Genomic DNA, 12,642 nt, shown 5'->3' with positions numbered 1-12,642 from the left:
ATTAAATGGCTGCAAAAAAATGGCCTACATATAAGGCCCGTTGGTCAAGTGGTTAAGACACCGCCCTTTCACGGCGGTATCACGGGTTCGAATCCCGTACGGGTCATCGAAACATTCTTGTCCTAACAAAGTGGACCCTTCCTTAAAATTAAGGAAGGGTCCACTTTTTTTATTTAAAAGGCTATGTTTAAATTTATTGTTAATTTTTCTTAAGAGCCTTATTACGCAATAGGGCCGGGTGTTGAAGACTCAGTTTCGAGATAATTTGGATCCGTTATGTTGTTATGGAGAAGGGCTGGTAGGGAAATAACTCGCTTTCCTATGGGGGAACGGTGAGCTTCCTCGCTCGTTTCACTCTCTGTGGGATCTCACCTAGTCCCTTCTCCCATGGGAGTCTCGCCATTTCCCCACCAGCCCACCTTTATTAGGAGGAACGGACCCTTCGGAGAGAGAATTTCCTCCTCCTCCTGAACCTGCCTGAAAAAAGACTATCTCGCATAGTTCCAGCCTAAAAAAGTATTTACGCCCATATGGTTACTTCTTCTCAAGCGGATGAAGGACGAACCCGTTTCGAGTCTCTAATTCGGCCGGGTCCGGAGGGGGACGATGAAGACTCCTGTGGGATGAAAATGACAGGGGAGACCCCGGAAGGCGAAGCCTGAGGAGGCTCCGCGCATTCCCACGGAAAGCGAAATCGTCCCCCGCAGGGCCTTTCTCCTAACAATTATCTCGAAACTAAGTCTTACACAAACGGGAGCTTAACCTTAATAACAACCCGGAAGTTTTCTTGCCTCAGCAAATACTCATGGAAAAAAGAATGGTTAGCCCAACTACTATCACTTCACAACGTTTTCAATCGCTTGTTTATGAGCTTCTACTGTGCGCTTCAGATCTTCTTCACTATGAGCCGTGGAAAGAGAGTAGCGGTTAAGAGGTTTTGTGTAGATTCCCAGATTTAATAGCTCGTAATCCAGCTCTTTTCGTAAGGAAGTGTCTGCTTTCTTTAAATCACGGTAATTCTTAATAGAATCCTCTGCCAGAATAATATTAAAAATACTCCCTCGCCCAACCGTTTGCATCGGGATGTTATAAGCTTGATACAATTCTTCCAGCTCGTTTCTGAGGCGGTTGGTTTTATCAAATAAATCTTCCAACGTGCGGTCTTTTTCCAATAGTTCAATAGTGGCCAGACCGGAAGCCAAAACGGTAGGATGACCATTATAGGTGCCACTATGGAATAAAGTATCATGCTTTGCTCGCTGATCTGCTCCTGCTGTTAAGATATCTCTCGAACCAGCTGGAGAAAGAATATCCATAATTTCTTTTTTTCCGCCTATCGCCCCTACTGGAAATCCTCCACCAAGCACTTTTCCAAGTGCTGTGAGATCCGGGGTTACCCCGTAGCTTTCTTGAGCTCCTCCAAGAGCTAACCGGGAACCCGTTTTAACTTCATCAAAAATTAACAGGACCCCAAGTTCTTCCATCAGAGCTCTTACCCCTTCTATAAATGTTTGATCAGCAGGTATGAAACCTCCCTGTACCGGTTCCATGATGATTGCAGGTACTTCATCGGCTCTTTGTCTTAAAATCTTCTCAGTGGCGTCTAAATCGTTAAAAGGAAGGACTACTGTATTCTGCTGTAGTAATCCGGAATTCCTAAAGATTCGGGTGCAGCATTTGGCGAAGGTGAAGCCCCTGCTGCTCCGTGATCTGGATTCACACTCATGAGCACCTGATTATAACCTCCGTGATAGCGCCCTTCAAACTTGGCGATTTTCGACTTACCGGCATAGGCCATAGCCGCATCAAAAACAGCCGGGTGTCCATGCCCTGCAATTAAAGCTCCATAACTTAGTAAGTAATCAATATATTCATTTTGATCTACATCATAGAGCTTACTTCCGGTTTCCCTTTTCCGTAACGATTGGATGAGGATCTATATGTTTAATGTTAGCGTGACTCCTCCAGGGATCACTTCTTGTGCTTTTTTATGCAGCTCCCGGGATGGTGCTGTATTAGGTGATATGAAATCATGCCTATTCAATGCCCATCCTCCTATGAAAGTTAATTTCAAGCTATAATAACACAATATAGACAAGAAAAAACCAGCTCCTATTTTTTGGGAGCTGGTTTATATTAAAACGTGCATCTTTTACTCATTGTCCTAGACAGCAAGCTATCCTCTTTTAGCACCTCGACCTCCACGTTTGGATTCCGTGTGCTTTTTCAGTGATGCTAGACGCTCGTCGCTATCCTTTATAAACCTGTTCATCTTCTGTTCGAAAGATTCAGCCGGTTTACGAGGCTTTTGAGGACGACGACTCTGGCTTTGTTGGTTTTCTTTCGCTTTTTTGATGGACAAACCAATTTTCCCATCATCTCCAACATTAATGACTTTCACTTCCACCTCATCGCCCTGGCTTAAGTGTTCATTAATGTCCTTTACATAGTTGTCGGCAACTTCACTAATGTGAACGAGACCGGTCTTCCCCTCGGGGAGTTCAACGAACGCTCCGAAATTAGTGATACCTGTTACCTTACCCTTCAGCTTGCTGCCTACTTCAATTGACATAAAAAAAATGCTCCTCCTTAAAATTTCGATAAAAATATCCTTCTTACATATTATATATAAGCTTTGAAAAGGGTGTCAATATGAAGGGTCTTCATTTGGCATTTTAAATATGATTTCGCCCTCTTTTGAATAGAAATAATTGGTTCTGGCAATTTGCAGAACGTATTCTTCATCATTCAATAGCTTGATTTCCTCATTCAAATCTTTTTGTTCTTTTTCCAACGTGCTCATTTCCTGTTGAAGTTCTTCGTACTTCTGGTGCTTATCCGCGTACAGAGACTGTTGGTTGACATGGTAAATCACCATAGAGCCAGCAACGATCATCACTAAAAGGGCAAACATGACAAGACGGCGAACTAGTCGCTTTTTCTTTTTCTGGTGTCTTTCCATGTACGCATCGTAGTGCTTCATGTATGTAGAATCTAAGCGAGCTACTGACTCCGATTGTGTTTTTGCCATTTGCGTTCGTCCTCCTTTACTTACGGAATTTTTTAAACCAATTGATCCCTATATTCTTGATTTTATCCAAAAACCCTGCTAAACGCCTTAAGTAATTTCTCGTGTTTTTCGGCAATAATCGCCAAATCAATCGAAAAATAACCTTAATTGGATAAAATGCGACAAGAAATAATAAGAATATACCTTTTAAAAGTATCTTAAAAATACCAATAAGTAAAGTGATAATTAGGAAGAAGATGGATTTTAACGGGATAAAAATTAAATGGAAGAATATTTTCTTTATGCCACGTAAAATAGAGGTAACCACCCGGATCCATACTTCAAGCATTTTCATGTAACTTGATTGAAGTAAGGCGCGGTAAGCTGCATACCCGCATAACACCGCTAAAAACACATAGACACGCAGTTCCCCATAGTTAGCTAAATATAAAAGATAAAAAAGAAAAGCGGCTTGAAAAATCCAGAAGGTAAGCTGATAGATGATTTCAAACCAGCTCTTCTTATTCCTTCTATGGAAAAGACGTTCAAATGTGTCAAAAGAAGCACCTACGAATATTCCCCCCGCTATCATCGAAAGGATGGTAACGAATTGGGTTGTAAGCGTCATTTGAAGAGCTTGCTAAATAATCCTTTAGCTTTCTCCCCTTGATGCTCGTCCAAGTAAGACATGTCATATACTTTCCCTTTAATGGATACAAGACCTGAGTCAAGATCTAAATTTTTCATTTGGAGATTCTGGCCTCTGACCACTAAGTAACCCATGGAAGTCTGAAGAAGAAATTCCTCGCTATCAAAACTGTCGACTTCTTTCACGCCTGAAATTTCTATGTTTCTTCTGTTCCATATTTTCACATTATGCTCGACCTGCGGCTGGCTGCGCAAGTTCTGGTTTTTATCGTAACCTTCCATCTGTACCGCCTCCTTCTCTAGTACAAACTATGAGAAGAAAGGGGCATTTAGAACGTGGAAAGTCAGTCAGAAAAGAAGTTTACATTCCTAGGTAGAAAACAAACAGCACCCCTAAACCCTTGTTATGAAACAAAAGCTCCCGTTTCTGTAAGACTCAGTTTCGAAATATTGGTGAGCGAAAGGTCCTCCGGTGGACGATTTCGCTTTCCGCGGGCATGTGCTGAGTTTCCTCGGGCTTAACAGCCCTGCGGGATCTCACCGATCATGTTCATCCCGCAGGAGTCTTCATCGTCCCCCTACGGACCTGGCCGAATCAGAAACTCGAAACCACCTAACACACTGTTTGCTTGATAAGAACCCCACAGGGAGTGACAGCGACTGAGGAGGCTTCTGGTAAAAGGAGGATCGACTAAAGTCGCCACGTCCTGTGGCAACGTCGATCGACCCTACGTCTTGTAGGGCCGCAGGAAAGCGAGTTGTTTCCGTAGCCATCCCTCCTCTATATTAAGTAACGGACCAAAGATATCCCGAAGTCGAGTCTTCAACTATCCGGCCCTATCGTTAAGTCTTTAATGTGAACTCAACAAAAACTTTATACGAGCTAAAAAACAACTAACCACTGCGTGATTATGCAGTGGTTTGTTGTTCATTATTTGACTGGTTCTTCTTTTTTGATTTCATACAGAGACGCCGCTTCATTTTTATTTACATTTTCCTTAAGCGACTTAATCTCAATGGTTAAAATCTTCTGACCAAACTGAATGGTTAACTCGTCCCCAATATCTACATTACTTGAGGCTTTACTTTGGTTTCCATTGATGCTGATACGGCCTTGATCTGCGATTTCCTTCGCCAGGGTCCGTCTTTTAATCAATCGGGAAATTTTCATAAATTTATCTAAGCGCATCATTATTCCGCTCCTTTATGCTTTAGTTTAGCATCTACCCATAATTGCTCCAGCTCGTCTAAATCATAATCAGCTAAGGACTTTCCGCCTGTTTCTGCGGTTTGCTCCATGGAGAAGAGTCTGGTTCTAAACTTCTGATTCGTACGCTGTAGGGCATTTTCACTATTTATTCCATAGTGCCTGCCTAAATTCGCAATAGCAAACAGCCAGTCTCCAAATTCTTTCTCCATCTCTTCCTGATCTTTGTTCAAACGTGCTTCCTGAAACTCTTCCCACTCTTCTTTTACTTTTTCAATAACAGGTTCTGGAGAGTCCCAGTCAAAGCCAACTTTAGCGGCTTTCTTCTGCAATTCTTCTGCCTGTAAAAGCCCTGGAAAACTCGCCGGTACTGATTCTAGAATAGATACTGGTTTCGTACCCTTCTCTTCCATCTTAATTGTCTCCCAATTCGTAACTACCTCTTCAGCGTTTTCAGCTGTTGCTTCATCAAATACATGAGGATGACGACGAATCATTTTTTCTGTTATCGATACTATTACGTCATCCACTGTGAAAAATCCTTCATCTTCTCCAATTTGGCTATGAAGCATCACTTGCAGAAGAACATCTCCTAATTCTTCAACCATATGTTCATCATCCTGCCTGTTTACAGCATCGATGAATTCATAAGCTTCTTCTATCAAATATTTACGCAGCGATTCGTGAGTTTGCTTACGATCCCACGGACAGCCTTCCGGACTACGCAAGACACGAATAATCTCCCTCAAACGAGCAAATTGATGATTGAGTTTTTGTTTTTCTACTGGAGGAACATAAACGCTGGTTAAATTGTTGACTTTAATGCTCCGGTCTAAATCTGCCAGAGGCACCGTGGCTAGTTTCTCTTCCTTGCTGCCAGCTGCTGTAACCACTGTGACTGGATATTCAGGAGGTAAGTCTTCAAGCAGCGTTAACTTCACTTCAGAAGCCACTCCAGCGTCAGAAACCTGACATAGGATGATATGGTTGCGGAACTGAATCTCTTCCCGCTTCAAATCCGTTGCATCTAAAAACTGCAAACCTTCAATTGGGTCGATTTCCAGAGATGAAAATGTAGCATCCAGATAACTGTGACCCCCTTCTATGCGAAGGTCCACTTTTCCTTGTTTTCTCTTTTCAATTAATAACTGTACCGTTTTTTCAGCAAGCATCGGGTGACCCGGTACCACATATACCATATCCTGATGCTCTGCTGCTTCCACAAGCTGCCGGACAATTTCTTTATATACATCTTCAAACTGTGCTTTTTCTTCATAAACATGGTCAAAGCTTTCGAAATGCAGGCCTTCTTTTTTTAATTCCTGAAGCACAGGATGATCGGATGTACGGACGAAAATCTGCTGGTTTTCATTCTGTAACAAACGATATATTCCAAGGGGCAATTGATTCAGATCGCCTGCTCCAAGCCCCACAACAGTAATTCTATTCATTGTTTCATCCCTTTCGGAAGTAATCGGATCAACCATTTATGAAAAGGCAGGACTTTTACTTCATAGCTGAAAAAGGCCCCGAGTCGGAGCAGTAGTATAAAATATACACCGGCTCCTGCTGCTGTTAATGTTAACGTATAAACCAACAGTCCAAGCCGGCTGGACTCAAAAATGTCGTATCCAGCTATACTGGTGACTGCAGTCAGCACTCCTGCCATTCCTGTTAAAGCAGCAAGTAAAGCTACCCAGGGTAATCCTGCCCATTTTCTTATTGAGTAATCTTTCCCTAAGATTACGATATTTCCAAATAAAACAAAAGCGGCAGCTATTATCGTAGCAAAAGCGGCCCCTTTTAATTCATAAACGGGGATCAGCCACGCGTTCATAAGATATTTCACGACTACCCCGCTTATGACAATAACCGCTGTATGACTGACATAACCTAATCCCTGCAGTACAGAAGAGGTGGTGATGGAAACCGAACTAAAAAGAATAACAAGCATTAATATTCTAAGAGGTCCTGTCCCTTCCGTATCTTGGAAGAACAAAGCATTAATGGATGGGAACAAAATAATTAATCCGACTGCAGCCCCTAGTGCGATGATTAAACTGAATTTGGTTGAGGCAAACACGTACCTTTCAACTTCTTTCCGGTTTTTCATGAAACGGGTTCTCGTAACAGATGGAATCACAGCTAACGCGACTGAAGAAGCAAGAACCGTCCCCAGTTGAATCAGAGGCTGACCGCGATCAAAAATCCCTTTCCAGATTCGAGCCGCTTCCAAATCCACTCCCGCCTGGCGTAGACCTGGGATCAGTGTTAAAGCATCAACCATTTGAAAAGACAATAAAAGCATGTAATTAAAACAGATAAACAGACCATAAAAGAAAATAGGTTTTATGTATGAAAAGGAGGAAGACCAACGTTTATAAGTCCAGTTATGCGAATTCTTAAAATAAGCTGCCAGGACCATGAAAGCTCCCAAGGCTCCGAGAAATGAAGCAGCGGATGCTCCAATTCCAATGGCATACATACTTCCCCGCTTCATCACTAAAACAGCCGTCAAAATGATGATGGTGACCCGTATGATCTGTTCGATTACCTGCGAAACGGCTGTCTGTTTCATTTGATTGATTCCTTGAAAAACTCCGCGAAACAATGAAACAAAAGGAACGATTAAAAACACACAAAAAGCAGATCTTAACGATGGGATAAGCTTGTCGTCACCCATTATATCTGCTATCAATGGAGCCTGTGTAAAACCTACTATAAAAATACTTCCGCATATCCCCATCAGCCAGCAAAAGACAGGAAGATAGAAGGAAGGTACGGAAAGGGAACGTTTTTCTTCTGTGATTTCCGAAACAAGCTTCGAAATAGCGGCAGGAAATCCATAGAGTGATAATACAATAGCGAGCCCGAGAATTGGGTACACTTGCTGATAAATATAAAAACCCAAATCTCCAGTTATATTTTGAAGAGGCACTCGATAGCCTGCGCTAAGTATTTTACTCAGAAGTCCAGCAACCGTTAATATAAATGCACCCTTCAGCACAGAGGGGGAGGAATGATTGCTCATAGCTATACCTTTCTTCTTTGTATGATAGTAAACGAATCCATTATATCATACAAAAAGGTCAGATCCTTTACCTATACGGACCTGACCCTTCACCTATTCCATTTGCTTCGCTAAAAAACTGGCTGCTGTTTGGACTGCTTTATTTGATCCTTCTTCGATAGGTGAACCTTCTTTATTGAAAGCTGCTACACAACCGATGGGATCTCCCTGGGCGATTATAGGATGAATGATATAAGAAATGACATCTTCTTCTTGGCCGCGGGTAAACTCTATCGGTGCTGGGTGTTTTTCATAACTCATCGTTCTTGTGTCCATCACCTGCTCAATTTTTGAACCAATGGATCGGTTCAGGTAATCTTTTTTCGTTACACCAGCTACGGCTATATACTCATCTCGGTCACAAATCATTACAGGGACTTCTAAGGCTTCACTAAGAGCTTCTGCATATTCCTTCGCAAAATCACCAAGCTCACTGATGGGCGAGTATTTCTTTAAAATAACCTCACCTTCGCGGTCCACAAAAATCTCCAGAGGGTCTCCTTCACGAATCCTTAACGTGCGGCGAATTTCTTTTGGAATAACCACACGCCCCAGATCATCAATACGGCGTACAATACCAGTTGCTTTCATTCTTATGCTGCCTCCCTTTCTGTGATGATATTCCTGTTATTTTCCTTATGAAGCGCATGGAGAATAAGCGGGTGATTAAGGATAGTATGGTACAGCATAAAAAACCTATACACCCTTGGTATGGATTTTTTTATAATAATTCCGTTTTCTTGCAAATTTTAACTTGAATCTTCCCTAAAGAGCGCACAAAAAAAGAGGCCTTCCTGCTTGGAAGACCTCTATTCTATTTAAGCTGTAGTCGTTTCACGAATCATGGTTGGAAGTTGACTTAAGAACTCCTCAACAATCTCATAACGCTTTGCCTGCGGCTGACGATCCCATTTAAAGGTGACTTTTAACTGGTTATCTTCCGTGCCTAACTGTACGATACGACCATATTTATTGGCGTACTCAAACAGCTTCGCTCCGTCAATCAGCTGGCTTTGGTCTGAATCCATGACCATTTCAAGCTTCCTTTTCTTCTCCGTAATGGATTCAATCCGTGCCTGTTTAGCAAAGAGACGAATGGAAGTAGCCCTGAATAAGTTTTCCACCTCTTCCGGATAATCTCCGAAGCGATCAATCAATTCATCACGTAAATCATGCACGTCTTCTACAGATTCCACTGCCTGGAATTGTTTATACATATCAATCTTCTGCTTTTCATCCTGAATATATGTGCCAGGAATATAAGCATCCATCATCATATCCAATTCTGGCTGGAACGGCTGGACTGCTTCCGGTTCTTTACCTTGTCTTTTCGCTTCAATAGCATCCTTCAGCATTTGAGAATACATATCAAACCCTACTGAATCAATAAATCCGTGTTGTTGAGACCCCAGTAAATTACCTGCTCCTCGTATCGAAAGATCTCGCATGGCAATTTTAAAACCTGAGCCTAATTCAGTAAATTCTTTAATAGCCTGGAGACGTTTTTCAGCTACCTCCGTCAGTACTTTATCCCGTTGGTAGGTAAAGTAAGCATAAGCCACGCGGTTCGAACGGCCTACGCGACCGCGAAGTTGATAAAGCTGGCTTAAACCCATACGATCTGCATCGTAAACAATAAGCGTATTCACATTAGGAATATCGACTCCTGTTTCGATAATGGTGGTACTCACAAGTACATCATATTCCCCTTCAAGGAAGGAAAACATGACATTCTCAAGCTCCGTTTCATTCATTTGCCCATGAGCGAATGTTACGCGGGCTTCGGGGACGAGCGCAGCGATTTCCTGAGCCATCCGTTCGATATTTTCCACACGGTTAAATAAGAAAAAGACTTGGCCGCCGCGTGCCATTTCTCTTTCAATCGATTCCCGCAGGAAAATTGGATTATATTCCAGGACATACGTTTGAATAGGAAAACGATTCGCAGGCGGTGTTTCAATAACCGATAAATCGCGGACGCCGAGCATCGACATATGAAGTGTTCGAGGAATTGGAGTTGCTGTTAATGTCAGAACATCCACATTATGCTTCAGCTGTTTGATTTTTTCTTTGTGCTTCACGCCAAACCTCTGCTCTTCGTCTACAATCAGCAGACCCAGATCTTTAAATTGAACATCCTTTGAAAGAATCCGGTGGGTGCCCACGATAATATCCACTAATCCTTTTCTAAGCCTGTCTGTCGTTTCTTTTTGCTGCTTGCGCGTGCGGAAGCGGCTCATTAATCCCAGGTTAATACCAAACCCTTGGAAGCGCTCCTGAAGGGTTTCATAATGCTGCTGAGCCAATATGGTAGTAGGTACAAGGATCGCCACTTGTTTGCCTTCATAGATCGCTTTAAAGGCGGCGCGGATCGCTACCTCCGTTTTACCGTATCCGACATCTCCGCATAACAAGCGGTCCATAGGTCGAATACGTTCCATATCTTCCTTAATTTCTTCTATACAACGCACCTGGTCCTCGGTTTCTTCATAAGGAAAAGCGATCTCAAAATCTTTTTGCATTTCGCCATCCTCACTGAACGCGTGACCTTTAGAAGCTTCCCGTTCTGCGTAAAGCTGAATTAAGTCATCGGCGATATCCTCTACTGAAGATTGAACCTTGCGCTTGACTTTATTCCACTCACTGCCACCGAGCTTGTATATTTTAGGCTCTTTCCCTTCAGAACCCACATATTTTTGAATAAGGTCAATCTGGTCGATCGGGACATACAGCTTATCATTACCTGAATAATTAACCATTAGAAAATCTTTATGATTGCCATTCATCTCAAGTGTTTCTATACCTAAGTATTTACCAATCCCGTGATTAGCGTGGACGATATAGTCTCCCACTTTAAGCTCCTGGTAATTCTTGATGCGTTCAGCATTGGAAAGCTTCTGCTTACGTTTGGGCTTGGCCGTACGGGTTTTAAACAGTTCATTCTCGGTGAGAACGGCCAATTTATGCATAGGCCATTCAAAGCCACTGCTGATATTCCCGGTGACGATTGTCGGTTTCACTAAAGGCAGTTTAACGTCTGATTTAGAGATCACAGCTTCCATATCATAATCCTCTAATACCGACTGGATCTTTTCGCTACGGTTGTGATCAGGAGCCAGAATAATTACCGAATAATCCTGCTTCTGCCACCGCTCCATTTCATTCTTCAATAAATTCATCTGCCCGTGAAATTGCTGCATTTGACGGCTTGAAATATTGACTACATTCTGAGGGTGAGTATTTGGAATATGTCGCATGAATACAGACATATATAGGGTAGGATGCTTCATCTTGGCCCACGTGTCCTGCCAGTCAAAAGAGATGTTCAAGTCACGGACTGTCTGGTTGGCTTCTAATAAGCTTTGATGCCATTCCGCTTCTTCCTGGTCAAGACGGTTAGCGGTTTCTTGAATACGGCTCATCTCGTCGAGAACCATCAATCCATTCTCAGGAAGATAGTCTAGCAGACTTACAGACTCTTCATAAAAATAACCAATGTATTTATACATCTCCTGAAAGCGTTCCTGATCTTTCAAACGGTCAAGGTCCTGCTCAATCACGGTGTTCAAGGTTTCTTTTGCATCCGCTTTCGTCAACTTTTTCAGGGAGTGGCTGAGAGCATTTTCCAAGCGATGATACGCCCTCGTAAAGTCTTCCTTATGGAGCAGTAGTTCCGTGGCAGGTCCTACCGTAACTTCATTCAGTTTATCGTGCGACCTTTGGGTTTCCGAATCAAACGTCCGAATCGAATCTACTTCGGTATCAAACAGTTCAATCCGGTATGGAAATTCTGCCGTTAACGGATAAATATCAAAGATTCCCCCGCGCAGGGAGAACTCTCCCGGGGTAGCTACCATCTCTGTACGCTCATAACCCATACTTACCAGCCGCTCCAAATACGTGTTCAGCTCAATATCTTCCCCAACACGAAAAGGGAGCTGATTATGCTCCCAGTAGGATTTTGGCGGCATGATGCGTTTTAGAGCAGCTACAGGGACAATAAGAATCCCTTTATCTTGATTCAGCCAGTTGCTCAAGGCCTCAATTCTCTGACTTCTTAATTCAGGACTTGCAATCGCAATTTCAGAGGCGATCAGTTCGTTTACGGGATATAATTGAACCTGACCCTCCTCGGTCAGTTCTTGCATGTCCTCATACAACTGCTGAGCTTGAATCAATTGATGGGTAACAAGCAGAACAGGACGGTCCAATGATTCCTTAAGCAAGGAGATCATTACACTCCGTGATGCACCAGACAATCCTGCAACCATTTGTTCCTTCATCCCTGATTCAAAGCCCTCAATGATTGAATGGACATCATCCTGGGGATATAAGTAATCTTTAATTCCTTGCATAACGAACTCCTCCACCATCAAGGCCTACCGCTTCAAAAGGTCCGCTCTTGATTTAATGAATAAAAAAATCTAACTCATGATAATGTGGATGTTGATCCAAGGTCTCTTTACAAGAATCACAAATCGTACGAATATTTAAATCACCGTTAGCGTGCATATGAACCATTTGCTGATGATCTTCTTCGTTTAATAAGTCTAAACCTAACTGGGATACATCCACATGCTTTGCATCTAATTCACCTACTTGACGCTGACAATGCCGGCAATAATAATGAATTTTCATTTCCATCCTCCTTCAAAGCTGATGGTCATTAGTTTTGCCGGCTTGTATTAAGCTTATACTAAACAAGGT

10 protein-coding genes, 1 tRNA gene and 1 pseudogene are annotated in these 12,642 nt (G+C 42.5%); 1 reads left to right on the top strand and 11 read right to left on the bottom strand.

What is annotated here, in order from left to right:
• The first annotated feature begins 34 nt into the window (after window positions 1-34).
• Window positions 35-106: transfer RNA gene (locus WAM07_RS15065), tRNA-Glu, on the top strand.
• 730 nt (window positions 107-836) lie between these two features.
• On the opposite strand, the pseudogene WAM07_RS15060 reads toward WAM07_RS15065, so the two are convergent.
• The 11 genes and pseudogenes from WAM07_RS15060 to WAM07_RS15010 all read right to left on the bottom strand — a co-directional run bounded on the left by WAM07_RS15060 (window position 837) and on the right by WAM07_RS15010 (window position 12,573).
• Window positions 837-2,059, bottom strand: a pseudogene (locus tag WAM07_RS15060) (aspartate aminotransferase family protein).
• A 117-nt stretch (window positions 2,060-2,176) separates the two neighbouring features.
• Window positions 2,177-2,572 carry a S1 domain-containing RNA-binding protein gene (locus WAM07_RS15055; protein WP_014641374.1) on the bottom strand — a complete coding sequence of 132 codons (396 nt, stop codon included), beginning with the start codon at window positions 2,570-2,572 and terminating at the stop codon, window positions 2,177-2,179.
• A 75-nt stretch (window positions 2,573-2,647) separates the two neighbouring features.
• Window positions 2,648-3,031, bottom strand: coding sequence for an FtsB family cell division protein (locus WAM07_RS15050; RefSeq protein WP_014641373.1), 384 nt, complete (start codon window positions 3,029-3,031; stop codon window positions 2,648-2,650).
• 16 nt (window positions 3,032-3,047) lie between these two features.
• Window positions 3,048-3,638 carry a spore cortex biosynthesis protein YabQ gene (gene yabQ / locus WAM07_RS15045; protein WP_422168132.1) on the bottom strand — a complete coding sequence of 197 codons (591 nt, stop codon included), beginning with the start codon at window positions 3,636-3,638 and terminating at the stop codon, window positions 3,048-3,050.
• On the bottom strand, window positions 3,635-3,940 hold the full coding sequence (gene yabP, locus WAM07_RS15040; protein WP_422168131.1) for a sporulation protein YabP: 306 nt from the start codon (window positions 3,938-3,940) through the stop codon (window positions 3,635-3,637). The genes yabQ and yabP overlap by 4 nt, the downstream gene beginning before the upstream one ends.
• 649 nt (window positions 3,941-4,589) lie before the next feature.
• Complete coding sequence (locus WAM07_RS15035; RefSeq protein WP_041601495.1) at window positions 4,590-4,847, bottom strand: RNA-binding S4 domain-containing protein; 258 nt, start codon at window positions 4,845-4,847, stop codon at window positions 4,590-4,592.
• A gap of 2 nt (window positions 4,848-4,849) precedes the next feature.
• Window positions 4,850-6,316: a nucleoside triphosphate pyrophosphohydrolase gene (gene mazG / locus WAM07_RS15030; RefSeq protein ID WP_422168129.1), complete on the bottom strand. Its 1,467-nt coding sequence runs from the start codon at window positions 6,314-6,316 to the stop codon at window positions 4,850-4,852.
• A complete protein-coding gene (locus tag WAM07_RS15025) occupies window positions 6,313-7,896 on the bottom strand; it encodes a putative polysaccharide biosynthesis protein (protein WP_422168127.1) in 1,584 nt (527 codons plus the stop codon). Before WAM07_RS15025 ends, mazG begins: the two co-directional genes overlap by 4 nt.
• Before the next feature lie 93 nt (window positions 7,897-7,989).
• A complete protein-coding gene (gene spoVT / locus WAM07_RS15020) occupies window positions 7,990-8,526 on the bottom strand; it encodes a stage V sporulation protein T (RefSeq protein WP_422168125.1) in 537 nt (178 codons plus the stop codon).
• A gap of 227 nt (window positions 8,527-8,753) precedes the next feature.
• The gene (gene mfd / locus WAM07_RS15015; RefSeq protein WP_422168123.1) at window positions 8,754-12,290 is read right to left on the bottom strand and encodes a transcription-repair coupling factor; all 3,537 of its coding nucleotides are present in this window, start codon (window positions 12,288-12,290) and stop codon (window positions 8,754-8,756) included.
• A gap of 52 nt (window positions 12,291-12,342) precedes the next feature.
• Window positions 12,343-12,573 (bottom strand): anti-sigma-F factor Fin family protein, encoded by a 231-nt coding sequence (locus WAM07_RS15010; protein WP_014641363.1) that lies wholly within the window; start codon window positions 12,571-12,573, stop codon window positions 12,343-12,345.
• Between the last annotated feature and the right edge of the window lie 69 nt (window positions 12,574-12,642).

It is taken from the genome of Halobacillus sp. (assembly GCF_049282395.1).
In the GTDB taxonomy this organism is placed as follows: domain Bacteria; phylum Bacillota; class Bacilli; order Bacillales; family Halobacillaceae; genus Halobacillus.
The sequence above is the reverse complement of the archived record's forward strand: the minus strand, read 5'-3'. Positions and strand labels throughout refer to the sequence as shown.

Bases quoted from the DNA above. Each gene is read 5' to 3' on its own strand.
- WAM07_RS15055 (WP_014641374.1), bottom strand. From the start codon at position 2,572: ATGTCAATTGAAGTAGGCAGCAAGCTGAAGGGTAAGGTAACAGGTATC.
- WAM07_RS15050 (WP_014641373.1), bottom strand. From the start codon at position 3,031: ATGGCAAAAACACAATCGGAGTCAGTAGCTCGCTTAGATTCTACATAC.
- yabQ (WP_422168132.1), bottom strand. From the start codon at position 3,638: ATGACGCTTACAACCCAATTCGTTACCATCCTTTCGATGATAGCGGGG.
- yabP (WP_422168131.1), bottom strand. From the start codon at position 3,940: ATGGAAGGTTACGATAAAAACCAGAACTTGCGCAGCCAGCCGCAGGTC.
- WAM07_RS15035 (WP_041601495.1), bottom strand. From the start codon at position 4,847: ATGCGCTTAGATAAATTTATGAAAATTTCCCGATTGATTAAAAGACGG.
- mazG (WP_422168129.1), bottom strand. From the start codon at position 6,316: ATGAATAGAATTACTGTTGTGGGGCTTGGAGCAGGCGATCTGAATCAA.
- WAM07_RS15025 (WP_422168127.1), bottom strand. From the start codon at position 7,896: ATGAGCAATCATTCCTCCCCCTCTGTGCTGAAGGGTGCATTTATATTA.
- spoVT (WP_422168125.1), bottom strand. From the start codon at position 8,526: ATGAAAGCAACTGGTATTGTACGCCGTATTGATGATCTGGGGCGTGTG.
- mfd (WP_422168123.1), bottom strand. From the start codon at position 12,290: ATGCAAGGAATTAAAGATTACTTATATCCCCAGGATGATGTCCATTCA.
- WAM07_RS15010 (WP_014641363.1), bottom strand. From the start codon at position 12,573: ATGAAAATTCATTATTATTGCCGGCATTGTCAGCGTCAAGTAGGTGAA.